The organism is Streptomyces sp. BR1 (genome assembly GCF_052373795.1).
In the GTDB taxonomy this organism is placed as follows: Bacteria; Actinomycetota; Actinomycetes; order Streptomycetales; family Streptomycetaceae; genus Streptomyces.
Genome location: NZ_CM126252.1, coordinates 6916045 through 6938834, shown reverse-complemented (window position 1 = coordinate 6938834; position 22790 = coordinate 6916045). Strand labels below are relative to the sequence as shown.

Here is a 22790-nt window from a genome sequence, read left to right as displayed (position 1 = left end):
GCACACCGTGATGTCCGTACTGCCGTATCTGGTCGCCGGCTGGATCTTCCTGGCCGGCTGCTACGGTCTCGCCACCAGCCGCCATCTGGTCCACGCGGTGGGCTGTCTGGCGGTCTGCCAGTCCTCGACATACGTCCTGCTGCTCGCCGTGGGCTACCGCGAGGGCGGCACGGCGCCGGTCCACTCCGATCTGAAGCCCGGCTCGCGACCGGTCGTCGACCCGGTCGTCCAGGCCCTGACCCTCACGGACGTGGTGGTGGGCGCGACGGTGACCGCGCTCCTGCTCGCGCTGGTGATGCAGGTGGCCAAACGCCATGGCACGGTGGATCCCGACGAACTCTCCGAGCTGCGCGGATGAACCACCTCCTGCCGCTGGTCGTGGCCGTACCGCTGCTCGGCGCCGCCGTGCTGGTCGCGGCCGGGCGCCGACTGCCCCGGGTCGCCGCCGAGTCGACCGGAGCCGGCGCGGCAGCGGCGACGGCGGGTCTCGCGCTGGTCCTGCTCGTCCACTCCTCGCCCGACTCCGTGGAGTGGGTCGGCGGCTGGCGTCCCGAGAACGGCGCCGGGGTGGGCATCGTCCTGCTCGGCGACGCCCCCGGGACCGGTCTCGCCGCGCTGGTCTCCGTCCTGGTCGTCGCCGTGCTCGTCTACTCATGGCGCTACTTCGACGAACCGCCGCGCCGCCACGCGGGTTCCTACCCCGCGCTGATCCTGCTCTTCCAGGCCGGTATGTGCGGCTTCGCCCTCACCGGCGACCTCTTCAACGCCTTCGTCTTCTTCGAGCTGATGAGCGTCGTCGCGTACGCACTGACCGGCTACCGGGTCGAGGAGGCCAAGGCCGTCCAGGGCGCCCTCACCTTCGGGGTGGTCAACTCCCTTGGCGCCTAGGCCACGTTGGCGGGCATCGTGCTCCTTTACGCCCGCACCGGCGAGCTCGGTATGCGGCAGATCGGGGCCCGCCTCGACGCGCACGGCGGGCCGGACGCGCTCACCCTCGGCGCCTTCGCCCTCGTCCTGACCGGCCTGCTCGTCAAGGCCGCCGCCGCGCCGTTCCACTTCTGGCTGCCCGACGCACACGCGGTCGCGCCGACACCCGTGTGCATGCTCCTGTCCGGGGTCATGGTGCAGCTCGGGGTGTACGGGACATGGCGGGTGTACACGACGGTGTTCGCGGGGCCGGGCGGCATCCCCGCACCCGACGCCGGACACGCCCTGCTGACGCTCGGCACCCTGAGCGCGCTCGTGGGGTCGCTGATGTGCTGGCAGCAGCGTCACATCAAACGCCTGCTCGCGTACTCGACCGTCGCGCACACCGGGCTCTTCCTCATCGGCATCGGCCTGGTGCGCCCGGAGGCGACCGGCGGGGTGGCCCTGTACGTGGTGGGCCACGCGGGGGCGAAGGCGGCCCTGTTCGCCTGCACGGGCATCCTGCTCGACCGCTACGGAAGCGTCGACGAACACGAACTCCACGGCCGCGCACGGAAGTCACCCGTCGTCGCCGCGCTGTTCGTGGTGGCCGCGCTGGCCCTCGCGGGGCTTCCGCCCTTCGGTACGTGCCTGGGCAAGTCGGTGACCGAGGAAGCGGCGGGCGGCGCGTTCACGGTCCTGTTCGTCGCCGTGTCCGCGGTCACCGCGGGAGCCGTACTCAGGGTCGCCGCGCGCGTGTTCTTCGGGCTCGGCCGTCCGCCGCTCAGCGATCGGGCACACGAGACGAGCGGCGAGGACGAGGAACCGGAGACCAAGGGGCGGATCAGCCGGGTACCGGCCACCATGATCGCGGTTCCGGCGCTGCTGCTCGCCGGATCGCTCGCGGCGGGCACGGTGCCCGGGCTGGCCACGGCGACGGGCCGCGCGTTCGGCGTCGAGCCGCCCCACTCCCCGCACTGGACACTTCCCGGAGTGCTGCTCGGGATCGCGTCGGCTGTACTGGCCGTCTCTCTCGCCGCAGCGGCCGTCCGGGGCCCGGCACGCGTCGAACCGTACGGCTGGACGTAGCCGGTGCGCCGACTGCACTCGGGCCACATCGGCGACTACGTGGCCTGGCTTCTGGTGGGCACGGCCCTGCTCGGCGCGATCGCGCTGCCGGGCATCGTGACCGGCTGACCTGCATGTGTCTGGATATGACAGAAAGCCGTCATTGCGGCCATCGATGGCGGGAGCGACGATGGACGCATGTCCAGCACCCGCCGCGTCGTCATCGCGGTCTTCCCCGACGTCGACCTCCTCGACGTGACCGGCCCGGCCGAGGTCTTCGCGCTGGCCAACCGGGAGTCCGGCGGCCGGGCGGGCTACCAGGTGCAGTTGGCGGGCCGCTCCCGTGGCGAGGTGGTCACCTCGGCGGGCGTACGGCTGGTGGCCGATCTTTCGTTCGCCGAGGTCGGCGGGGTACTGGACACGCTGCTCATTCCCGGCGCGGTGGACCTGCACCCCGACGGCCCGGTCGCGCGGATCGACCAGGACGTCGTGGAGTGGGTGAAGGAGGCCGCGCCGCTCGCCCGCCGGGTGGCCTCGGTCTGCGTGGGCGCACATCTGCTCGCGGCGGCCGGACTCCTCGACGGGAAGACGGCCACCACGCACTGGTCGACCGCCGCGCAGTTGGCCGCCGACCATCCGGCCGTGACAGTCGACCCGGACCCGATCTTCGTACGGTCCGGGAAGGTATGGACCGGGGCCGGGATCAGCGCCTGCATGGATCTCTCGCTGGCGCTGGTGGCCGAGGACATGGGTGAGGAGGTGGCGCTGGGCGTCGCCCGCCAGTTGGTGATGTACCTCAAACGGCAAGGCGGCCAGAGCCAGTTCTCGGTCCCCCTGAGCCGACCGCCCGCCTCCCGCCGGGACATCGACGAGCTGCGGATGTTCATCGCCGACCACCTCGACGGCGATCTGTCGGCCGCCGCGCTGGCCGAGCGGATGTGCCTGAGCGAGAGGCACTTCGCGCGGGTGTTCCGCCAGGAGACCGGCACGAGCCCGGCCTCCTATGTCGAGGCCGCCCGCGTGGAGGCGGCCCGGCGCCTGCTGGAGAGCACCGACCAGCCACTGGACCAGGTCGCCGCCGCGTGCGGATTCGGTTCCGTGGAAACCCTGCACCGGGCACTGCGCAAGCAGATCGGCACCACGCCGGCGGCATACCGCCGCCGGTTCCGCACGACCACCTGAACCAACAATCAACCCCCTTAGTACGCGTGCGAGTGGGCACGCCGTACGGCTTCGCCCTGCTCAGACACTGTTGAAAGGACCATCCCGATGACCAGTTCCGCCAGCCTGCGTGACGTGAGCGGCCTCAGCAACGAGCTCCCCCGGCTCGCCGACGCCACCCTGATAATGATCGACTTCCAGAACACCTACCGGACCGGCGTGATGGAGCTCGAAGGCGCCGAGACCGCCCTCGCCGCAGGGGCCCGCCTGCTGGCCGCCGCCCGCGCGGCCGGCGTACCGGTGATCCACATCATCAACGACGGCGGGGAGAACACCCCGTACGACATCCGCGCCGAGATCGGTGCCATCAGCGATGAAGTCGCCCCCATCGAGGGGGAGCCTGTCGTGGTCAAGCAGGTCCCCAACGCCTTCCACGACACCGACCTGGAGAAGACCCTGCGCGAGCTGGGCGCCGGGACCGAGCTCGTACTGGCGGGCTTCATGACCCACATGTGCATCACGTTCACCGCCGAGGGCGCGTTCTACCTCGGCTACCGTCCCACGGTCGTCGCCGAGGCCACCGCCACCCGCACGTTGGCCACCCCCGAAGGCGCCGCTCTTCCCGCAGCCGCCCTCCAGACGGCGGCGTTGACCACCATCAGCGACCTGTTCGGCGTCATCGCACCCACGGTCGACGACCTCATCGGCTAGCCACCCTGGCTGGTTCCGTCCTGGCAGTCGTGTGCCCGCGCGACTGCCAGGCGCAGACTGTCGGGGTCACGATCCGGCGAGTGAGGGGACGGGCAGGGATGACTGAGGCGAGGGCCACCGATGCCACGGGGCCGACACAGCGTTCCGCCGAGGTGGGCAGGACCCCGTTCGACGACCTCTACGAGCAACCGGACCCACGGACCTACTTCCGCGTGCTGGGTGCGTTGGACTACCGGACACCCCACCATGCCCAGGGAGTCTTCCGACGACTGGCCGCCGTCCGCAGCACCCAACTGGCACGACCAGCAAGCGTGTTGGACATCTGCTGCTCCTATGGCATCAACGCGGCTCTTCTCAACCACGACGTGACGTGGGACGACCTCCGCACCCGCTACACATCACCGCAGGCCGACGCGCTCGGCGCCACCGAGCTGATCGAGTGGGACCGCGCCTACTACGCGGCCCGGCGCCGCCACGACGCGGTACCGGTGGCAGGGCTCGATGTGTCAGCACCCGCCCTTCAGTACGCACTCGCGGTCGGTCTGCTGGACGAGGCGTACGCCGAGAACCTCGAAGCCGCCCCACCCTCACCGGCCCTGCGCCGCGCCGCGCGCCACACCCGCCTGATCACGATCACGGGCGGGGCGAGTTTCCTGTCCCCCCGCACCTTCCTACCGCTTCTGGCCGAGGCCGACCCCCCGGGGTGGGTCGCCGCGTTCGTCCTGCGAACAGGCTCGTACCAACCCATCGCCGCAAGCCTGCTCTCGCACGGACTGATCACCGAGAAGGCCGACGACACCACCTTCCTCCAGCGTCGTTTCACCAGCGCGCAGGAGCAGCACTACGCCGTTGACGCGGTGACCGCCGCCGGAGAAGACCCTCACGGACGCGAAACGGAAGGCTACTTCCACACCGCCCTGTACGTGTCCCGGCCCAAAGAAGACGCCGACGCGTTCCCGCTCGCGGCGTTGACATAAACCGCAGACATCCGGACCCCTCCCCCACGCTCGGTGGGAGAGGGGTCCGGATGCGTGCCGGTGATGTCGGACGAGAGTTAGGAGACGGTCACGTCGTCGTAGTACGTGTACGTCTCGTCACCCGCGTAATTGTCGTCCTTGCTGGTGAGCGTGAGGGTGTAGCTGTGGCCCGCGGTGAGGGAGCCGGACGCGGTCTTCCAACCGGCGCCGTTGGTGCAGGTCTTGGGCAGGACCGTGGTGGTGGTGCCGGTGGTGTTGTCCTTCAGCGTGGCGGTGGCCCAGTCGTAGGTGACGGTGTCGGGGCAGGTCACGTCGTAGCCGAAGGAGACCTTGGAGCTGCCGGTGGGCGCGGTGAAGGTCTGGGCGATGGAGGAGGTGTTGGTCGGGCTGGACGAGCCGAGCAGGGCGCCGTAGGTGCCGGTGTGCGCGGCGGCGGAGCTGGCGGCGGCGGACCCGGTGGAGGTCCAGCCGCTGAGGTTGCCCGCCTCGAACGTGCCGTTGGTCAGCGCGGTGCCGGTGCCGCCGCCGGTGCTGCCACCGGTGGCGAAGGCGGTGGTGCCGTTCGGGGTGCCGAGGCCGGTCGGGCCGTCGTAGCCGGGGCCGGCGGTGCACAGGTAGCTAGGCGAGCAGGTGCCGTTGCTGCCGGTGGTGACGTCGTTGAGCGCGCTGGTGTGCGCGTACGGGTACTTCGACGGGTAGTCGCCGGTGCCGGGGGTGCCGGCCAGGGCGTAGACGCCGGCGATGATCGGCGCGGAGGCGCTGGTGCCGCCGTACACGTTCCAGCCGGTGGCCTGGTAGCTGTCGTACACCGCGACACCGGTGGCCGGGTCGGCGACGGCCGACACGTCGGAGATGGCGCGCTTGGAGCAGCCGCTGTCCGTCTGCCAGCTGGGCTTGGGGTCATAGGCCGAGCAGCCGGAGCCGGTGCCCTCGGTGCTGCTGGTGTGCCATACCGACTCGGACCAGCCACGCGCGCTGGAGTCCTTCTTCAGCGCGGTGCCGCCGACCGAGGTCACGTACTGGGAGGCCGCCGGGTACTCGGCGCCGTACGCGGAGTCGCCCGCCGAGACGGTGATCGCGACACCGGGGTGCTTGAAGTACTGGTTGTCCGCGGTCAGGTCCGAGGCGTCCTCGGAGCCGCCGTAGCTGTTGGACACGTACTTGGCGCCCGAGGCGACGGCGGTGTTGACCGCGGTGCCCAGGTCGCTCATGTTGGCGGTGGAGGCCTCCACCAGCATGATGTGGGCGTTGGGGGCGATCGCCGAGACCATGTCGAGGTCGAGGGAGATCTCACCCGCCCAACCCGCGTCGGCGGTCGGGTAGTTGGTGCCGCCGTTCTGGTCGACCTTGCTGAAGCAGCCGTTGGCCGTGGTGCAGGCCGGCAGGCCGTACTGGCTGCGGTAGGCGGCCAGGTCGGACTCGGCGTTGGGGTCGTCCTGGGCGTCGACGATGGCGATCGTCGCACCGGCACCGCCGTTGGCGGGCAGGTTGTAGGCGCTCAGCAGGTCGGACGGGCCGTAGCCGGACGGCACGGCGAGCGGCGAGACCGCGTTGACCGTGAGCGCGTGCGGCTGGACGACGTCGGTGCGGGCCAGCGCCTTGCAGGCCATCACGCGGTGCTTGGTGGGCTGCGAGCAGAGCCGCTTGACGTGCGGCGTGCTCGACGCACCGGCGGTCTGGGCCTGGGCAGAACCGGCCGCGACCATGCCGGTGGTGGCGAAGGCGAGCGAAACGAGCCCGGTGAGGGCGGTCCGCTGCGCGGCTCTAGATATGCGGGGGATACCCATGGGTGGGGGGGGTGCCTCTCTCGTACCGGTCATCGCGTGTCGATCGACCGCGATGACCGCTCGGCTGGACGGCGGCGGACGGCATACCGGGCCACACCCCGGAACAGGCACCCGCCACCCCGCCGAATATCCGCGTGAAGAGAGCAGCGGAATGCGACACCGCGACCGCGCAGGGGAATTCCCTGGGCGTGCGGTGACCGTTCCGCGGGGAAATTGCTCTCTCCGCAGACAGGGAAGTAAGCCCCCGGACCGAAACGCGAACCCCATTTATCTAACGAACTGTCACCACGGGCTGTGGTGGCACCATCCGCCGGGCGGAAGCAAAGCAGACTTGATGAGCACCGGTCAACGGGTATGACCTCGGGCTCCTGCACTCCGCTCGTTACGGGAATGTGAACGGTCCGGACAGAGCAGCACCAGAACATGTAAATGTCCGGTGCGCCATTACTCGCCGCTGGACGGTAATTGACCGACGCCTGGACAGGGGAACAGAAATGCATGGCAAGACCTTGACCAGCCATTGACCAGGGCCTTGGGGACTGACCGTTCAACCGCGGTGAGTTGGGGGGGCAGTTGGGGCCGGTCACTGTTCAGCGGATTACGGGCGGAAAGAGTGCGTAATCGGTCGGGTCGGTATTTTCGGCAACGGCTCGGCCGACGGCGCCCGGGTGCCCGTGCCCGGGCGCCACCCGACCAGCGCGCCCGCTCCGGGTTCGACCTGCCACGACGTCTTATGGTTCACATGACCAACTTCCGTCTTTGAAAAGGTCGTTACATGACGATCGCGCGCAGATCAGTACTGACCGGCTCGACCGCGGCCGCAGCCGCCACCGCCCTCGGCGGCGCGGGGGCCGCCGAGGCCGCGGACCGGGAGCGGCCCGCGTCGCTCCCCTTGCTCCAGCGCTCCCCGAGCCGCCTGGGCGCGCCGGGCGTGGCGGGGCTGCATCTCCAGTTCGGCGCGGATGCCGCCACCGAGATGACCGTCTCCTGGATCAGCCCCCAGTCCGTACGCCGCCCGCAAGTGCGGCTCGGCTCCCCGCACGGAGGGGTCGGCCGGGTGATCGACGCCGAGACCCGTACCTACCGGGACGGACTCTCGAAGGAAGAGGTGTACGTCCACCACGCCCACCTCACCAAACTGCGGCCCGACACCACCTACTTGTACTCGGCCGGGCACGAAGGCGCCGCGCCGGAGACGGGGTCGTTCACCACGGCGCCGCGCGGACGCACCGCGTTCACCTTCACCAGCTTCGGGGACCAGGGCTCGCCGAATCTGCGCCGCGCCCTCAAGTGGCCGACGGGTGGCCCCCCTTCGCCCTCGGGCCGCTTCCCCCTCTACACCAGCAGCAACGCCGGCAGCCCGGCCTCCGCCGACATCGTGGCCGCGGTGGAACGCGTCGGGCCGCTGTTCAACCTCGTCAACGGCGACCTGTGCTACGCCTCGGCGGCCGGCGTCTTCGGCCAGGACCGGGTCGCCACCTGGGCGGACTGGTTCATCGGCAACAGCCGTTCGACGCGGCTGCGGCCGTGGATGCCGTGCGTCGGAAACGGCGAGAACGAGAAGGGCAACGGTCCCCTGGGGGTGACCGGTTACCAGACCTACTTCACGCTGCCCGGAGCCACGAACGCCGCCGAACCGGAGACCCGGGGTCTGTGGTACGCCTTCACGGTCGGCTCGGTCCGCTTCATCAGCCTCGCCAACGACGACGTGGCGATCCAGGACACCGGTGACACCTATGTGCACGGCTACTCGGGCGGGGCGCAACGACGCTGGCTGGAACGGGAGTTGAAGGCGGCTCGGGCGAGCCGCGACATCGACTGGATCGTGGTGTTCATGCACCACCCGATGATCTCCAGCAGCCGCAGCGGCAGCGGCAGCGACCTCGGGATCCGCGCGGCGTGGGGGCCGCTCTTCGACGCGTACGGGGTCGACTTGGTGCTCAGCGGCCACGAGCACTACTACGAGCGCTCGCTGCCGGTGCGAGGCACCCTGCCGAACGAGGCCCGTACGCCCGTCCCGGTCTCCACCAGGAGCGACGTCGCGGACACCTCGCAGGGCACCGTCCACGTGATCATCGGGAACGGCGGCAACTTCGCGACCACGCAGGACGATCTTTTCGAGGAGCCCAAGGGGCGTGTGGTGGTCGATCTGAGCAAGGAGACGGAGGGCCGCCACCGCAAGGCGGTCTTCGTGACGGAGGACGCCCCCTGGCGCGCGGTCCAGGACCGCGCCCACACCCACGGCTTCGCGGCGTTCGACGTCGACCCGGGAGACGCGCGCACCGGCCGCACCCATATGCGTGTCACGTACTACACGTTCGACGGGCCGTACGGGGACCTCACCCCGGTGGACACGTTCACCTTGGAGCGACCGCGGGGAGACGTACGGCGCTGAGGGGAGGGGCAGGGGCCCGACCGCACGGGCCCCGTCTCCTGTCCCCGCAGCTCACCCCTGCCCGGACCGGGCGGCCTCTTCGCTGCGGAGGATCATCAGCCGGCCCATGAACCGCCGATCCACCTCACGCGCGCCCAGCCGTGTGGCCTCGGCCCGGGTGGGCGCGGTGATGTCGTAGTGCCACCGGTGGTCCTTGGGGCCCTTGCGCTGATACCAGGAACGGCGCAGACCGAGTGCTTTGGCGAAGGCGTGCAACTCGCGTTCGGTGTCCGCCGTGAGATGACACCAGCGTGTGGCCGGCAGGCCACGCCGTACCGCGAGGGCTCCGTAGTCCTTCATCCCGTCCACGTAGACCGTCACATCAACCTCCGACTCGTACCGACGCCTCTGGACCGTCGCACCCCGTACAACGATCCAACACCACTGGAGATCTGCTTCTTGGTCTCCCCCGACGAGAACGGCGCAAACCGCGCGGTGCGACGAGTCGGTGCGAGCCGCCGGGCGGCGCGGGCCGACCTGGCAGCTGCCCGGTGAGCGAGCATTGTCAGCCTCGAACTCCCCGTTCACAGCTGCCACGTGCGGCCACATCGGGAGCAAGGGCAACTCACGAGTGGACGAAGTGGATCAATGGGCCGGTCAGTGGTGAACGCGACGGAGAAGCCGTTCGGGCATGAACGTGGGCGTGCTGCTGCGCGGCGTCGACACGGACACGGTCGCGCGGGGGCAGGTGCTTGCGGCGCCCGGCTCGATCGGCGAGCACGCCATCTTCACCACAGACATCACGCTGCTGGCCGAGGAGCATGGTGGTGCGGAGGTGGCCTCCGGCGATCGGCTTCACTTCTATACCGGCACCGCCTCTGTGACGGGGACCGTCACGCATTCGGCGCCGACCAGTGGCCCGCCCCCAGCATCCGGCGCACGCTGGTGTCGTACTGTGTTCCGCTGCGAGGAGACGGCCGATGTCCGTGACCGCGTACCGCTATGACGATCTGCGCGCCCTGTTCGTCAACTGCACGCTCAAGCGCTCACCGGAGGTGAGCAACACCGAGGGGCTGATCGACAGGAGTCGGCTCGTCATGGAGCAGAACGGGGTGACGACCGAGCTCATCCGGGCCGTCGACCACGACATCGCCACCGGCGTCTGGCCCGATATGACCGAGCACGGCTGGGCGAGCGACGAGTGGCCGCAGCTGTACGAGAGGGTCATGGCCGCCGACATCCTCATCCTGTGCGGGCCCATCTGGCTCGGTGACAACAGTTCGGTGATGAAGCAGGTCGTCGAGCGGCTCTACGCCTGCTCCAGCATCCTCAACTCCCAGGGGCAGTACGCCTATTACGGCCGCGTCGGCGGCTGCCTCATCACCGGGAACGAGGACGGTGTCAAACACTGCGCCATGAACGTCCTCTACAGCCTCCAGCACCTCGGTTACACCATCCCGCCGCAGGCCGACGCGGGCTGGATCGGTGAGGCGGGCCCGGGGCCGTCCTATCTCGACCCCGGCTCGGGCGGTCCGGAGAACGACTTCACCAACCGCAACACCGCGTTCATGACGTGGAACCTGATGCACCTGGCCGCGATGCTGAAGCGGGCCGGCGGCATCCCCGCCCACGGCAACCAGCGCTCGGAATGGGACGCGGGCTGCCGGTTCGACTTCCCCAACCCCGAGCACCGCTGAACACTGCGTACGTACGCCTAGGCTTCCGTCTGACAACGGCCCGTACTCCGCATCAGACCCAGGAGCGCACATCGTGTTCGACGCCGCATCCCAGTACCCGTACCCCGAGAGCAGCGCACCGGACGAGGCACCCGCCCCGCACGCGCTGCTCACGCCCGTGCTCGGTCTGCTGGGCAGTTGGCGCGGTCGGGGGCAGGGTGGTTACCCGACCATCGAGAAAGACTTCACGTATGCGCAGGAAGTCACCTTCAGCCACGACGGGCGCCCGTTCCTGCGCTACGAAGCCCGCGCCTGGCTGCTGGACGCCGATGGTGCGCCATTGCGGCCGTCGGCCCGGGAGAGCGGCTGGTGGCGGCTCCAGCCCGACGGCCGGGTCGAGGCCCTGATCACCCAGCCCACCGGCATCGCGGAGATCGCGGTCGGCCAGGTGACCGGCAAGACCGTGGACCTCTCCACCCACGAGGTGGCCCTCACGCCCACCGCGAAGGAGGTCGACGCCACCCGCCGCCACTACACCCTCACCGACGACGACACCCTCACCTTCGTCCATGACCTCGCGGCCGTCGGCCAGCCGTTGCAGCACCATCTGTCGGCACAGTTGCGACGAACGACGGCGTAGATCTCACGCGTGTGTCCGCTTCGCGATCCAGCCCGCCATCGCCCGTACACCGACGCCGATCGCGCGCTCGTCCGGGGCGAAGTCGGGGTAGTGCGGGAAACCGGTGGTGATGGGTGCGCCGGGGGCACGGACGCCGAGGAAGGTGTACGTGCCGGGCAGGCGCCCCAAATACAGCGCGAAGTCCTCGCCGTTGAAGGGGAACGCGGCGTGCAGCTCGGTGACCGCTCCCCGGCCGAGCGTGCGGCGCAGATGGCGGGCGACCCTGCGCGCGTCGTCTTCCGGGCACACCATGGCCGGGAACGGCTCGGCGGGGAAGCTCACACCGCTTCCCGCGTACGACTTGGCGAGGCGCCGGATGTCCTCGCGCACCGACACGTACCGCTCCTGCGGCCAGCAGCGGTACGACACGCTCACCTTGGCGTCCTGCGCCCGGGCGCGGACCGCGACGAACCGGGCCAGCGGACCGTCGGGCGTCTGGACTTCGGTGACCATCCGCTCCAGGTCGGCCGCCGTCTGGGGCACCGCCACTGTCGCGAGCGTGCCGATCTCGGCGGCCAGGCGGCGCGCGGCATCGGGCGCGTCCGGCCCCGAGAGCGTCACCTGCGCGCGGTCCTGGCCCGGCAGCCCGTACCCCGGCGTCACGGCGAACTGCCCCACCGGGAACGGTCCGCAGTGCAGCGCGTGGATCTCCTGGACGCGGTTGCTCTCCAGCACGCCCGCGTCGATCATCGCGCGGGCCCCGGCCAGGGCCTCCTCGGCGGGCTGGAACAGGAACACCACGGTGCCGCTCAGATGCCGCCGCAGCCGTGCCAGGACCTTGGCGACGCCGATGGCCACCGTGGTGTGGATGTCATGGCCGCAGACATGGGCCACCGCGGTGCCGCCACCGACGATGTCCTGCGGCGGCACCGCGTCCATGTCCGCCCGGTACGCGACGGTCCGGCCCGGACGTGCCCCTCGCAGGACACCGACCACGCCGGTGCCGCCCACCCCGGTGGTGACGTCCAGCCCGGCCGCCCGCAGCTCCCTGGCGACGATCCCGGCGGTGCGCTGCTCCTGACCAGGCGCCTCGGGGTGCTGGTGGATGTCGCGCCGAAGAGCGATCAACTCGCCTTCCAGACGCGCCAGTTCGGCATCCACCACGCGTTGCTCCACCGCCGCTCTCCCCCCGTCGGCCGCGGCCTGCCCCGCAGTTCCCCACACGATTCCGGCACCGGCGGCCGCCGCTCCGGCGAGCAGGGTGCGGCGCGCGAAGGCGTGGTCGATGGGACGGTTCACTGTTCCCCCTTGGTGGTGCTTCAGATGTTTCCGGGACGTCGGATTCCCTGGCCATACCTTCTCCGTACGCGGGTGTCGTCGCCCATCCGACGGACCACCGCCCGGGGGTGGGGATAACCCCATCGTGCGGGTGCGCAACTCCCGGAACGGGCCCCGGAACTGATCGCTCCAGACACATACCGGTTGACCCGCTATGGTGAGCGCCGACCTGGATCAACGGTCCTCAATCGGGGGATGACCTGCATGGACTCAATAGTTTTCAACCTGACGACCGCAGCACTGATGGTGCTGATGTTCAAGAGCGGTGTGGCGCTGGTCGGTGAAGGGACGGTCCGCGAGCGGCCGATTCCCTGGGCGGCGGTCGGTGTGACCGCCGTAGCAATCGGCGCGGTGGTGCTTCAGCAGCTCTGGTCCGGGGCGATGGACGCCCTCGACAGCGATCCGCGCAAGGCCGGTTGGTGGCGCGTGGTGACCTCGGTGTTCATGCAGAACGGCGGGCTCCTCGGGGGCGCCTGGAACATCGCCACACTCGCCGCGATCGCCGCGCTGGCGCAGTGGTTCTGGCGCGGGCCGCTGATGCTGGCGCTGTTCGCCGCCGGCATCCTGCTGCCTGAGCACATCGACGCGCTGTTCGGAGACACCGCCCCCAGCACCGACCCGCGCAACTTCGCCGGGAGTTCGGGTGCGACGTATTTCCTGGCGGCCACCCTCGCGGCGGGCCTGGTGCTCACCAGCAGCGCCACCAAGGAGCGGCTGCTCGCGGTGAGCGTGCCCGCCGCCGGGCTCGCGATGTGGCTGGCCCAGGAGAACGGCCACGGCCTGGTGTCCGTCTACGGTTTCCTCCTCGGCGCCGCGGTGCTGCCGGTTGTCCAGCGGCTGCGCAACCGGCCCCTGGCAGCTGCCGCCGTGCCGGAGGACGGGCTCTCCCCCACCCGGGCGAACGGGTAGCCCACCAGCGGCAAGCGCCGCGATGCGCGTGTTCGAAGCCGACGGCGGTAGCCACCTACCGCCGTCGGCTTCCGCGTCTCCGCCGAGTTGCCGACCCCACCGGCCCCGCTACAGTTCGACCACATCGACTTCCCCCTCCGAGGGCGGGCCCATCGCACCGGTCCCACCCCCACAGATGGAGACACGATGAGCAAGGCCAAGAGCCCCGCGTCGCACGCTGCCGACAGCCATGACGGGATCCGCGTGCACGGCGCGCGCGTGAACAACCTCAAGGACGTCAGCGTCGAGATCCCGAAGCGCCGTCTGACGGTGTTCACCGGTGTCTCCGGCTCCGGCAAGAGCTCACTCGTGTTCGACACGATCGCCGCCGAGTCGCAGCGGCTGATCAACGAGACGTACAGCGCGTTCGTACAGGGCTTCATGCCGACGCTGGCGCGGCCCGAGGTCGACGTACTCGAAGGGCTGACGACCGCGATCATCGTCGACCAGCAGCGGATGGGTGCCGATCCCCGCTCCACGGTCGGCACCGCCACCGACGCCAACGCGATGCTGCGCATCCTCTTCAGCCGCCTCGGCAAACCCCACATCGGCCCGCCCAGCGCGTACGCCTTCAACGTCCCCTCGGTCCGCGCGAGCGGTGCGATCACCGTCGAGCGCGGCACCCACCAGAAGGCCGTGAAAGCGACGTACAACCGCACCGGCGGTATGTGCCCGCGCTGCGAGGGCCGGGGCGCGGTCTCCGACATCGACCTTACCCAGCTGTACGACGACGCCAAGTCGCTCGCGGAGGGCGCGATCACCGTCCCGGGATACACCGGAGGCGGCTGGAACGCCCGGCTCTACAGCGAGTCGGGCTTCGTCGACCCGGACAAGCCGATCCGCAAGTACACCAAGAGGGAACTGCACGACTTCCTGCACCGCGAGCCGACCAGGATGAAGATCGCGGGCATCAACATGACGTACGAGGGTCTGGTCCCCCGGATCCAGAAGTCGATGCTCTCCAGGGAAACGGAGGCGCTGCAACCGCACATCCGGGCGTTCGTGGAGCGGGCCGTCACCTTCACCACGTGCCCGGACTGCGACGGCACCCGGCTCAGCGAGGGTGCCCGATCGTCGAAGATCAAGAAGATGAGCATCGCCGACGCCTGCGCCATGCAAATCAGCGATCTGGCGGAATGGGTACGCGGTCTCACCGAGCCGTCGGTGGCGCCGCTGCTCACCGCGCTGCGGAGCACGCTCGACTCGTTCGTGGAGATCGGGCTCGGCTATCTCTCCCTCGACCGGTCGTCGGGCACGCTGTCGGGTGGCGAGGCGCAGCGCGTCAAGATGATCCGCCACCTCGGCTCCTCGCTCACCGATGTCACCTACGTCTTCGACGAGCCCACCATCGGCCTGCACCCGCACGACATCCAGCGGATGAACGACCTGCTGCTGCGGCTGCGGGACAAGGGCAACACGGTGCTCGTCGTGGAGCACAAGCCGGAGACCATCGCGATCGCCGACCATGTCGTCGACCTCGGGCCCGGCGCGGGGCAAGCGGGCGGCACCGTCTGCTTCGAGGGCACCGTCGACGCACTGCGGACCGGTGGCACCATCACCGGCCGCCATTTCGACGACCGGGCCGCCGTCAAGGAGACGGTGCGGACACCCACCAGCGTCCTGGCGATCCGCGGCGCGGCCACGCACAACCTGCGGAACATCGACGTCGACATCCCGCTCGGGGTGCTCTGCGTGGTGACCGGTGTGGCGGGCTCCGGCAAGAGCTCGCTGGTGCACGGGTCGATCCCGGCCGATACGGGCGTGGTGTCGGTCGACCAGCGGGCCATCAAGGGCTCACGGCGCAGCAACCCGGCGACGTACACCGGACTGCTCGACCCGATCCGCAAGGCGTTCGCGAAGGCCAACGGCGTGAAACCGGCGCTGTTCAGCGCCAACTCCGAAGGCGCGTGCCCCGCCTGCAACGGCGCCGGTGTCATCTACACCGACCTGACGATCATGGCCAGTGTCGCCGCCACCTGCGAGGAGTGCGACGGGAAGCGGTACCAGGCATCGGTCCTTGAGTACCACCTCGGCGGCCGCGACATCAGCGAGGTGCTGGCGATGTCGGTGACCGAGGCCGAGGCGTTCTTCGGCGCCGGCGAGGCGGCCACACCGGCCGCACACCGCGTCCTCGGCCGTCTCGCCGATGTCGGGCTCGGCTACCTCAGCCTCGGCCAGCCGCTCACCACGCTGTCCGGCGGCGAGCGCCAGCGGCTCAAGCTCGCCACCCATATGGCCGAGAAGGGCGGTGTCTACATCCTCGACGAGCCGACCGCCGGCCTCCACCTCGCCGATGTCGAGCAACTGCTGGGCCTGCTCGACCGGTTGGTCGACTCCGGCAAGTCGGTCATCGTCGTCGAGCACCACCAGGCAGTCATGGCCCACGCCGACTGGATCATCGACCTCGGCCCGGGTGCGGGCCACGACGGCGGCCGGATCGTCTACGAGGGCACACCGGCCGACCTCGTCGCGGCCCGCGCCACCCTCACGGGCGAGCATCTGGCGGCGTACGTCGGCGCCTGAGCACAGTCAGTCCGTACGCGGACGAGTGTCCCCGGTGCGAGTGGTTTACGGGGTACGCGATTCCGGCGCCGCGCCTCATCGTGGTTCATTACGGTTCGTGACGACGCAAGCCCGGCCGTCCGGCCCGCTCGGCGAGGACCCGGAACTGCCGTACCCCGCCGGGTGGTTCTGCGTTGCCCTGTCCCATGAGGTCGCCCGGGGAGCCGTGGTCACCCGCCGGTTCATGGGCGAGGACGTCGTCGTCTACCGCACCCGCAGCGGTGCCGCCCACGCCGTACGCCCCTACTGCCCGCACCTGGGTGCCCACTTCGGCGTCGGGGGGACGGTCGAGGGCGAGTTGCTGGTCTGCCCGTTCCACCGTTTCGCCTTCGCTGCGGACGGGATGTGCGTGCGCACCCCGGACGGACCGCCGCCGCGCGCCCGGGTGGCGCGCCATCATCTGCGGGAACGCAACGGGATGCTCTTCGTCTGGCACGGTCACGACGATGCGCCGCCCGCCTGGGAGTTGCCCGACACGCTCGGCGCCAACGCCGCACCCGCGGCGTGGTGGGCCACGGACGTGACCAGCCACCCGCAAGAGATCATCGAGAACATCGCCGACTACCGGCATCTGTCCGCCCTGCATCAGCAGGCCATGCGGGAAATGGCCCCGCCGAAGCCCGATGGACCGCTCCTGCACCTACGACTGCGCATCGCCCCGGAACGCTTCCCCAGGGGCGGAGAACCCTTCGGCGACCAGAAGGTGCTCCTTGCGGGCCTCGGCGTCCTCTGCACCGAGCTGGCCCTGCCCCGGCTCGGCCTGCTGTTCCATGTGTGGAGCCTGCCCACGCCGACCGGACCGTGGCAGTCGCGTCTGCGGTTCGCCACCGCCTGCACGGTGATCGACCCGAAGCGGCTGCCCGGTCGCGGGCTCGCGGCCCTGCGCGTCCCGCTGACCAGGACCGCCGCTCAGGGCGTGCACCGACTCGCGCTCAGGGTCGTCAAGCAGGACCTGCCCATCTGGAACCACAAACGCTACGAAGCACGCCCGCGTCTCGCCCCCGGCGACGAGGCCATCGGTCAGTACCGCCGCTGGGCCCGCCAGTTCTACCCGACCGGCTGACCCGCGAGACCTCGCACGCGGCGCGATCAGCAGCGCCCGCCCCGCAAACCGTCCTCACCAATCACTCGTCTGCCCGACGTGCCGTGACCCGGCGGCGCCTCACCGGCCGTCAGGGTCGGCAAGATGAAGACCGCACTCACCGTCCTCCTCGCGGCCGCCGCGCTCGCCGTACCGACAGCCGCTCCCCGGCCCGCTCCCGCGCCTCCTCCCCCGGTCGCCCGTACGGTCTCGGCGTGGCTTCCCTGGTGGAACACCGACGTGGCGTACGACGACGCGTTGCGCCATGCCGATCAGCTGCACACCGTCAGCCCCTTCTGGTACACGGCCGCCTCCGGGACCGACATCAGCGGTGAGACGGGTGCGGGAGAGCAGCGGATCATCGACGGTCTGCACGCCAAGGGCATCAAGGTCGTCCCCACCGTCACCGAGGTCCCGGACGCCGCGTCGATGACGGCCCTCATGAACGACCCCGCGCGGCGCACCGCGCACGTCGACGCCCTCATGAAGGTGGTCGCGAGCCGCCCGTACGACGGCCTCGACCTCGACTACGAAAGGATGACCGAGACCGAGGACGCGGACCTGCGCGAACAGGTCCGCATCGGCTACAACGCCCTCACCAGCGAACTCTGCACCCGCCTTCACGCGCTGGCCAAACAGTGCGTCATCACCGTCATGCCCCGCACCAGCACCACCGGCCACGCCTACGACTACGCCCGCCTCGGCACCGTCGCCGACCGTCTGCGCATCATGGGGTACAACCTCCACGACGCGCTCGACAAGCCCGGCCCGCTGTCCTCCGTCGCCTGGTACGAGGAGTTCCTGACCTACGCCACGGCCACGGTGCCGCGCGCCAGACTGGAGGTCGCGCTGCCCGCGTACGGCTGGGACTGGACAGTGGGGTCCACCGCCCGCGCCAAGCACGTCACTTCACAGGAAGCCGAGGTGCTGCGGCGCAGGGTGGGCGCGGAGTACGTCTTCGACACCGCGTCCGGCACCCCCCACTTCTCGTACACGGACACCGACCGCAAACGCCACGAAGTCTGGTACCAGGACGCGAACGGCTCGGCCGCGCACCTGGCCGTACTCGCCCGCTTCGGAGTCACGGGCAGCGGCCTGTGGGCGCTCGGCTTCGAGGACACCAAACTGTGGGACACGCTGGCCCTGCACGGCCAAGGCGGTGCGAGATGAACTCGCTCCACGGCTGTCAGCGGACGACGTCGAAGACGTTCTTCTGCAGGCCGTTGGCGTAGACCTCGTGCTCGACCAGCTTCAGCTTCTGGGTGTCCTTGTCCGTGGTGCTGAACAGCCGCTTGCCCGCGCCGAGCAGGAGCGGGAAGACCAGCAGGTGGTAGCGGTCGATCAGACCCGCGTCCGAAAGGCTGCGGTTCAGGGCGGCGCTGCCGTGCACGATGATCGGGCCGCCCTCGGTCTCCTTCAGCGCGGCCACCTCGTCGAGCGAGCGCAGGATCGTGGTCTCGCCCCAGTTCGTCACCAGGTCGTCCTCGGTGAGCGTGGTGGACACGACGTACTTCGGCATCACCTTGTAGTCGGCGAACTCCGCCATGTCCGGCCACACCGCACTGAACGCCTCGTAACTGGTCCGGCCGAGCAGCATCGCAGTGGCCTCCTGCTGCTCCCGGCCCTTGATCTCGAACGCCTCGGGCAGGAACTCCACGTCCTTGAAGGTCCACCCCGAGTTCCGGTAACCCGGCTCACCCCCAGGAGAGTCCACGACGCCGTCGAGCGAGATGAAGGCGGAGCTGATGAGCGTACGCATGGAGGGTTCCTCGGGATCCGGTATCGGGTTCTGAGCAGGTTGGACCGGTGCGCGCGCCGCCCACACAGACCGCTCGGCGCACCGATCATCACCTTTGACCGCGGACCACGAAGAAACTCATCGGCCGTCGCCAAGTTTCTTTCCGGAGCCTTCGAGGAAGGGCAGCACCGCGTGCAGGAAGTCCTCCGGGGCCTCGGCGAACGGCGCGTGACCCGTGGGGAGTGGGTGCCAGGTGGCGTGGGCGATCGCCCGGCGGGCGGCCCGGCCGTCGCGGCCGACCAGCGGGTCGCGGGTGCCCCAGCAGAGCAGGGTCGGCGCGGTGATGGCCGAGGCGGCGGTGCGCAGGTCATGGGCGGGGGCGGCGAAGCTGCGCCAAATCGCTGCGGCCGTGGCCAGGGACGCGGGGTCGTGGCGGCGGGCGGCGTCGCGCTCGATCATCCGCGTACGGAAGGGGGTACGCACGCGCAGGTAGCGGCGGGGCAGCCGGCCCGACAGCAGTCGCATCACCGGTGTGGTCCCGATCAGCCGCATCAGCGGGCCGTTGAGCGGGGTCACGAGGGAGAAACCGCCGCTGTTGACGAGGATCAGAGCGGCTACCCGATCCGGATCCGTGATGGCGAGGCGTGCGGCGGCGTACCCGCCCACGCTGTTGCCGATCAGGGAGACGCGCTCCAGACCCAGGCCGTCGAGGATCTGCGGCAGGATCGACGCGTACGCCATCGCGGAGATCTGGTCGGCCGACGGGCGGGCGGAGTCGCCGTATCCGGGCCAGTCCACGGCATAGACCGTGTGCCGTTCGGCGAGAGCGGGGACCACCGCGTCGAAGTCGCGCCGGTCACCCGGGTTGGCGTGCAGCAGGACGACCGGTGAGCCGGGGCCGATGCCGTGCACGGCCACCGCCACCTCGCCCAGAGCCGTGGGAACCCGCTTGAGGGTGCCGGCCATGGGAGCCTCTCGTCGCGTCACCCGGCGCACGCTAACCAGCTGCCAGCCCGGCGGTCAACAGCGGGCAGCAGTGCGGAGGAACGGGGAAGGGTGAGCGCCCCCGGCCGGAACGCTCACCCCTCGGACCATGCCCCCCGCATCCACACGCCCGGCTCAGTGGCCCGGCATGCCCATGTAGTACGTGCCGACGTTCTGGTGGTAGGCGGGGTCACCCAGGTGCTTCTCCTTGTCGAACTCCGGCGCGTTCTTGATCTCTTCCTTGGTCCGGGCCACGTAGATCTTGCGCTCGTCCGGGTCGATCCGGGAGATCACACCGGCCGGGAGGAGCACATGCTTGCCGAAGATCCACATTCCGGTGTCGACCACGATGCAGGCCGCGCCCACCGCGTCCGAGTGCTTGTCCACCTTGCCGATGCTGCCGTCGGTGGCCTCCACCTTGAAGCCCGTCAGGTCGGCGCCGGTGGTGAATCCAGCGGTCAGGGCATAGCCCCACATCTCCATGTCGCTCACAGCAATCTCCATTCTCTTCAGCTCTGTTCGAGGTACGAGGTCGTATCGGGCGCTACAACAGCCCGTTGCCCGGGGCGGCCGTACCCACCAGCCAGATGAAGGCCAGCAAGGTGTCGATGGCGCCGAGGACCAGGGCGACCAGCGCCGGCATCGGCTCCGCGCCGCTGTTCCAGCGGCGGCCCATCCCCAGCCAGCCGCACGCCACGGCGACCGGCCCGAGAACGATGCCGAGGACGAAGAAGCCCGCGATCGCGCAGACCAGTCCGATGATGCCGAGCGTCGCGCGGTCCGGCCCGGTCCGGGGCCACCTGCGGTTCCGTGGCCGGGGGCTCCTGCGCGTACGCATGTTTCCGAGGCCCGTTGTCATCACCGCTCCCTCGGGCGTCGATTCAACTCGCACCCCGGGTACCCGCCTTCCGCCGCCGTACCCACCGGCCTTCACCGGACCGTGCCACCTCGGGGTTTGGCCCGCCGGGTCGGGGCTACCCGGAGCACTTGAGGTCCGCGTCAAAGGAATTCGAGTGGCCGCGAGGGGGACATGGCGAACGCACCCGAGAAGAAACCGACGCCCGATCAGGACCTGGACGTCGACGACGACCTGCCCGGCGCGATGGACGTACTGCGCGCCGCCCGCGACCAGCTCTCCGAGCTCACCGGCAGGCCCGCCGAGACCGTCTCGTCCTTCGAACGGACCGAGAACGGCTGGCGGTTGTGCATCGACGTGCTCGAACTGGCCCGCGTCCCCGACACCATGAGCCTGCTCGCCTCGTACGAGGTGGACCTCGACCCGCACGGCGAACTCACCGGCTACCGGCGCGTGCGCAGGTACGAGCGCGGGCGCTCCGACCGGCGTCCGTGACACCGACAACAGCAGGCAAACACACACCACAGACAAGGAGGACTGGACACCATGACGGTTGTTCCGGCACAGCAGGGCGGCGGCGGAGGGAGCACCGGTCTCTACGACGTCCTCGAACTCGTCCTCGACCGCGGGCTCGTGATCGACGCGTTCATACGTGTCTCGGTCATCGGCATCGAGATCCTGAAGGTCGACATACGCGTCGTGGTCGCCAGCGTCGACACCTATCTGCGCTTCGCCGAGGCGTGCAACCGCCTCGACCTGGAAGCCGGGCCGCATCGCAGCGCGGGACTGCCGGACATGGTCGGCGAGATCACCGAGTCCGGCGCGCGCGGCAAGACCAAGGGCGCGCTCTCCGGCGCCGCGCAGAGCGTCGCCGACGTTTTCAAGGGGTCGCACGAGGAACACGAGGAAGGCGAGCCGGAGCCCAGGCCGCGCGCCCGGCGCACCGCGTCCCGCCGGAAGGAGGAGCAGGAATGACCACGTACGTATACGGCATCGCGCGTCGTACGCATGCCCACTTGCCGGAGAGCATGGGCGGGGTCGGTGATCCGCCGAGGCCGGTACGGACCGTCGCCCAAGGCGAGTTGGTGGCGCTGGTGAGCGACGCCCCCGAGGACCTGAAGCCCAGGCGCCGCGATCTTCTCGCCCACCAGAACGTCCTCGCGGAGGCCGGTGCGGGCGGCCCGGTGCTGCCGCTGCGGTTCGGCGGTATCTCCGTCGACGACGAGGCCGTACGGTTCGTGCTCGCCGAACACGAACAGCGCTATCTGGAACGGCTGGAGGCGCTGGAGGGCAAGGTCGAATACAACATCAAGGCCACCCACGACGAAGCGGCCGTCCTGCACCAGGTCCTCGCGGCCAGCCCGGAACTGCGGGCCATGAGCGAGGCCAACCGCAAGGCCGGCGGCGGCACGTACGATCAGAAGCTGGCGCTCGGGGAACGTATCGCCGCGGCCGTGCAGCAGCGCGAGGCGCAGGACGCGCAGCTGATCCAGCAGGCTCTGGCGGGGGCGTCCGAGGACCGGCGCAGCGGGCCCGAGTCCACCGGCTGGCTGGCGAACCTGTCCTTCCTGATCGACCGCTCGAAGGCCACCGATTTCCTGACGGCCGTCGACAAGCTGCGCGACGAGGCACCCCAGCTCCTGCTGAGCGTGCACGGCCCGCTGCCCCCGTACAGCTTCACCGAATGACGACGGTCCGAATCATCTGAACTAGCGGACGGGATACGTGCGTTGGGACTTCTCAAAGAACTGCTGCTGCTTCCAGCGGCTCCTGTGCGCGGCACCTTCTGGGTGCTGGACCAGGTCGTCGCGGAGGCGGAGCGGCAGTACTACGACCCCTCGGCAGTCCATCGCGAACTGGCACGGCTCGAAGAGCTGCTGATGGCCGGTGAGATCGACGAGGCCGAGTTCGACCGCCGCGAGGACGCGCTCCTCGACCGACTGCAGAACAGGAACACCTGGACATGAACAACCGGCCGGCAACAGTGCTCGCGGTCGGGGCCGG

At 70.0% G+C, this 22790-nt stretch carries 23 protein-coding genes and 1 pseudogene; 17 read left to right on the top strand and 7 right to left on the bottom strand.

Annotated features, from left to right (window positions below):
- Positions 1-10: 10 nt before the first annotated feature.
- The 5 genes and pseudogenes from ACT1U9_RS30555 to ACT1U9_RS30535 all read left to right on the top strand — a co-directional run bounded on the left by ACT1U9_RS30555 (position 11) and on the right by ACT1U9_RS30535 (position 4823).
- Positions 11-358 carry a sodium:proton antiporter gene (locus ACT1U9_RS30555; RefSeq protein ID WP_361417466.1) on the top strand — a complete coding sequence of 116 codons (348 nt, stop codon included), beginning with the start codon at positions 11-13 and terminating at the stop codon, positions 356-358.
- A pseudogene (locus ACT1U9_RS30550) lies at positions 355-2103 on the top strand (complex I subunit 5 family protein). The gene ACT1U9_RS30555 and the pseudogene ACT1U9_RS30550 overlap by 4 nt, the downstream one beginning before the upstream one ends.
- A gap of 69 nt (positions 2104-2172) precedes the next feature.
- Positions 2173-3156 carry a GlxA family transcriptional regulator gene (locus ACT1U9_RS30545; protein ID WP_444535854.1) on the top strand — a complete coding sequence of 328 codons (984 nt, stop codon included), beginning with the start codon at positions 2173-2175 and terminating at the stop codon, positions 3154-3156.
- A gap of 87 nt (positions 3157-3243) precedes the next feature.
- A complete protein-coding gene (locus ACT1U9_RS30540) occupies positions 3244-3846 on the top strand; it encodes an isochorismatase family protein (RefSeq protein ID WP_444535853.1) in 603 nt (200 codons plus the stop codon).
- 98 nt (positions 3847-3944) lie between these two features.
- Positions 3945-4823: a hypothetical protein gene (locus ACT1U9_RS30535; RefSeq protein ID WP_444535852.1), complete on the top strand. Its 879-nt coding sequence runs from the start codon at positions 3945-3947 to the stop codon at positions 4821-4823.
- A 77-nt stretch (positions 4824-4900) separates the two neighbouring features.
- Here ACT1U9_RS30535 and ACT1U9_RS30530 read toward each other — a convergent pair whose 3' ends face one another.
- On the bottom strand, positions 4901-6610 hold the full coding sequence (locus tag ACT1U9_RS30530) for a S53 family peptidase (protein ID WP_444535851.1): 1710 nt from the start codon (positions 6608-6610) through the stop codon (positions 4901-4903).
- Between the two features lie 775 nt (positions 6611-7385).
- Between ACT1U9_RS30530 and ACT1U9_RS30525 the strand changes: the two genes are divergently transcribed.
- Positions 7386-9005, top strand: coding sequence for a purple acid phosphatase family protein (locus ACT1U9_RS30525; protein WP_444535850.1), 1620 nt, complete (start codon positions 7386-7388; stop codon positions 9003-9005).
- 51 nt (positions 9006-9056) lie between these two features.
- Here ACT1U9_RS30525 and ACT1U9_RS30520 read toward each other — a convergent pair whose 3' ends face one another.
- Complete coding sequence (locus tag ACT1U9_RS30520; protein WP_317453611.1) at positions 9057-9365, bottom strand: DUF4031 domain-containing protein; 309 nt, start codon at positions 9363-9365, stop codon at positions 9057-9059.
- A gap of 310 nt (positions 9366-9675) precedes the next feature.
- Between ACT1U9_RS30520 and ACT1U9_RS30515 the strand changes: the two genes are divergently transcribed.
- From ACT1U9_RS30515 to ACT1U9_RS30505, 3 genes are all read left to right on the top strand, one after another.
- Positions 9676-9990, top strand: coding sequence for a hypothetical protein (locus ACT1U9_RS30515; RefSeq protein WP_444535849.1), 315 nt, complete (start codon positions 9676-9678; stop codon positions 9988-9990).
- Complete coding sequence (locus tag ACT1U9_RS30510) at positions 9965-10681, top strand: flavodoxin family protein (protein ID WP_444535848.1); 717 nt, start codon at positions 9965-9967, stop codon at positions 10679-10681. Before ACT1U9_RS30515 ends, ACT1U9_RS30510 begins: the two co-directional genes overlap by 26 nt.
- 73 nt (positions 10682-10754) lie before the next feature.
- Positions 10755-11300, top strand: coding sequence for an FABP family protein (locus ACT1U9_RS30505; protein ID WP_444535847.1), 546 nt, complete (start codon positions 10755-10757; stop codon positions 11298-11300).
- Between the two features lie 3 nt (positions 11301-11303).
- Here ACT1U9_RS30505 and ACT1U9_RS30500 read toward each other — a convergent pair whose 3' ends face one another.
- Entirely contained in the window at positions 11304-12578 is a 1275-nt protein-coding gene (locus tag ACT1U9_RS30500) for a M20 metallopeptidase family protein (protein ID WP_444535846.1), read from the bottom strand.
- 243 nt (positions 12579-12821) lie between these two features.
- Here ACT1U9_RS30500 and ACT1U9_RS30495 point away from each other — a divergent pair, with 243 nt between their 5' ends.
- The 4 genes from ACT1U9_RS30495 to ACT1U9_RS30480 all read left to right on the top strand — a co-directional run bounded on the left by ACT1U9_RS30495 (position 12822) and on the right by ACT1U9_RS30480 (position 18378).
- On the top strand, positions 12822-13526 hold the full coding sequence (locus tag ACT1U9_RS30495; protein WP_444535845.1) for a hypothetical protein: 705 nt from the start codon (positions 12822-12824) through the stop codon (positions 13524-13526).
- Positions 13527-13712: 186 nt separating this feature from the next.
- Positions 13713-16088, top strand: a complete 2376-nt coding sequence (locus ACT1U9_RS30490; protein ID WP_444535844.1) for an ATP-binding cassette domain-containing protein — start codon at positions 13713-13715, stop codon at positions 16086-16088.
- Between the two features lie 97 nt (positions 16089-16185).
- Positions 16186-17190 (top strand): Rieske 2Fe-2S domain-containing protein, encoded by a 1005-nt coding sequence (locus ACT1U9_RS30485; protein ID WP_444535843.1) that lies wholly within the window; start codon positions 16186-16188, stop codon positions 17188-17190.
- 123 nt (positions 17191-17313) lie between these two features.
- Positions 17314-18378, top strand: a complete 1065-nt coding sequence (locus tag ACT1U9_RS30480; protein WP_444535842.1) for a glycosyl hydrolase family 18 protein — start codon at positions 17314-17316, stop codon at positions 18376-18378.
- 16 nt (positions 18379-18394) lie between these two features.
- Here ACT1U9_RS30480 and ACT1U9_RS30475 read toward each other — a convergent pair whose 3' ends face one another.
- From ACT1U9_RS30475 to ACT1U9_RS30460, 4 genes are all read right to left on the bottom strand, one after another.
- Positions 18395-18967: a dihydrofolate reductase family protein gene (locus tag ACT1U9_RS30475; protein ID WP_444535841.1), complete on the bottom strand. Its 573-nt coding sequence runs from the start codon at positions 18965-18967 to the stop codon at positions 18395-18397.
- Positions 18968-19084: 117 nt separating this feature from the next.
- Positions 19085-19933: an alpha/beta fold hydrolase gene (locus ACT1U9_RS30470; protein ID WP_444535840.1), complete on the bottom strand. Its 849-nt coding sequence runs from the start codon at positions 19931-19933 to the stop codon at positions 19085-19087.
- Between the two features lie 132 nt (positions 19934-20065).
- Positions 20066-20413, bottom strand: a complete 348-nt coding sequence (locus ACT1U9_RS30465; RefSeq protein ID WP_444539293.1) for a PRC-barrel domain-containing protein — start codon at positions 20411-20413, stop codon at positions 20066-20068.
- Positions 20414-20474: 61 nt separating this feature from the next.
- Positions 20475-20789 carry a small hydrophobic protein gene (locus ACT1U9_RS30460; RefSeq protein ID WP_444535839.1) on the bottom strand — a complete coding sequence of 105 codons (315 nt, stop codon included), beginning with the start codon at positions 20787-20789 and terminating at the stop codon, positions 20475-20477.
- Positions 20790-21032: 243 nt separating this feature from the next.
- On the opposite strand from ACT1U9_RS30460, the gene ACT1U9_RS30455 reads away from it, so the two are divergent.
- The 4 genes from ACT1U9_RS30455 to ACT1U9_RS30440 are packed head-to-tail and all read left to right on the top strand — an operon-like array spanning position 21033 to position 22753.
- Positions 21033-21281: a gas vesicle protein GvpO gene (locus ACT1U9_RS30455; protein ID WP_444539292.1), complete on the top strand. Its 249-nt coding sequence runs from the start codon at positions 21033-21035 to the stop codon at positions 21279-21281.
- A gap of 51 nt (positions 21282-21332) precedes the next feature.
- Positions 21333-21761 (top strand): gas vesicle structural protein GvpA, encoded by a 429-nt coding sequence (locus tag ACT1U9_RS30450; RefSeq protein WP_444535838.1) that lies wholly within the window; start codon positions 21333-21335, stop codon positions 21759-21761.
- A complete protein-coding gene (locus tag ACT1U9_RS30445; protein ID WP_444535837.1) occupies positions 21758-22474 on the top strand; it encodes a GvpL/GvpF family gas vesicle protein in 717 nt (238 codons plus the stop codon). The genes ACT1U9_RS30450 and ACT1U9_RS30445 overlap by 4 nt, the downstream gene beginning before the upstream one ends.
- Before the next feature lie 42 nt (positions 22475-22516).
- Complete coding sequence (locus ACT1U9_RS30440; RefSeq protein WP_444535836.1) at positions 22517-22753, top strand: gas vesicle protein GvpG; 237 nt, start codon at positions 22517-22519, stop codon at positions 22751-22753.
- Positions 22754-22790 lie beyond the last annotated feature (37 nt).

What these genes read in the sequence shown, in the direction of transcription:
- ACT1U9_RS30555 (WP_361417466.1), top strand. Translation starts at nt 11, where the DNA reads ATGTCCGTACTGCCGTATCTGGTCGCCGGCTGGATCTTCCTGGCCGGC.
- ACT1U9_RS30545 (WP_444535854.1), top strand. Translation starts at nt 2,173, where the DNA reads ATGTCCAGCACCCGCCGCGTCGTCATCGCGGTCTTCCCCGACGTCGAC.
- ACT1U9_RS30540 (WP_444535853.1), top strand. Translation starts at nt 3,244, where the DNA reads ATGACCAGTTCCGCCAGCCTGCGTGACGTGAGCGGCCTCAGCAACGAG.
- ACT1U9_RS30535 (WP_444535852.1), top strand. Translation starts at nt 3,945, where the DNA reads ATGACTGAGGCGAGGGCCACCGATGCCACGGGGCCGACACAGCGTTCC.
- ACT1U9_RS30530 (WP_444535851.1), bottom strand. Translation starts at nt 6,610, where the DNA reads ATGGGTATCCCCCGCATATCTAGAGCCGCGCAGCGGACCGCCCTCACC.
- ACT1U9_RS30525 (WP_444535850.1), top strand. Translation starts at nt 7,386, where the DNA reads ATGACGATCGCGCGCAGATCAGTACTGACCGGCTCGACCGCGGCCGCA.
- ACT1U9_RS30515 (WP_444535849.1), top strand. Translation starts at nt 9,676, where the DNA reads ATGAACGTGGGCGTGCTGCTGCGCGGCGTCGACACGGACACGGTCGCG.
- ACT1U9_RS30510 (WP_444535848.1), top strand. Translation starts at nt 9,965, where the DNA reads ATGTCCGTGACCGCGTACCGCTATGACGATCTGCGCGCCCTGTTCGTC.
- ACT1U9_RS30495 (WP_444535845.1), top strand. Translation starts at nt 12,822, where the DNA reads ATGGACTCAATAGTTTTCAACCTGACGACCGCAGCACTGATGGTGCTG.
- ACT1U9_RS30490 (WP_444535844.1), top strand. Translation starts at nt 13,713, where the DNA reads ATGAGCAAGGCCAAGAGCCCCGCGTCGCACGCTGCCGACAGCCATGAC.
- ACT1U9_RS30480 (WP_444535842.1), top strand. Translation starts at nt 17,314, where the DNA reads ATGAAGACCGCACTCACCGTCCTCCTCGCGGCCGCCGCGCTCGCCGTA.
- ACT1U9_RS30475 (WP_444535841.1), bottom strand. Translation starts at nt 18,967, where the DNA reads ATGCGTACGCTCATCAGCTCCGCCTTCATCTCGCTCGACGGCGTCGTG.
- ACT1U9_RS30465 (WP_444539293.1), bottom strand. Translation starts at nt 20,413, where the DNA reads ATGGAGATGTGGGGCTATGCCCTGACCGCTGGATTCACCACCGGCGCC.
- ACT1U9_RS30460 (WP_444535839.1), bottom strand. Translation starts at nt 20,789, where the DNA reads ATGACAACGGGCCTCGGAAACATGCGTACGCGCAGGAGCCCCCGGCCA.
- ACT1U9_RS30455 (WP_444539292.1), top strand. Translation starts at nt 21,033, where the DNA reads ATGGACGTACTGCGCGCCGCCCGCGACCAGCTCTCCGAGCTCACCGGC.
- ACT1U9_RS30450 (WP_444535838.1), top strand. Translation starts at nt 21,333, where the DNA reads ATGACGGTTGTTCCGGCACAGCAGGGCGGCGGCGGAGGGAGCACCGGT.
- ACT1U9_RS30445 (WP_444535837.1), top strand. Translation starts at nt 21,758, where the DNA reads ATGACCACGTACGTATACGGCATCGCGCGTCGTACGCATGCCCACTTG.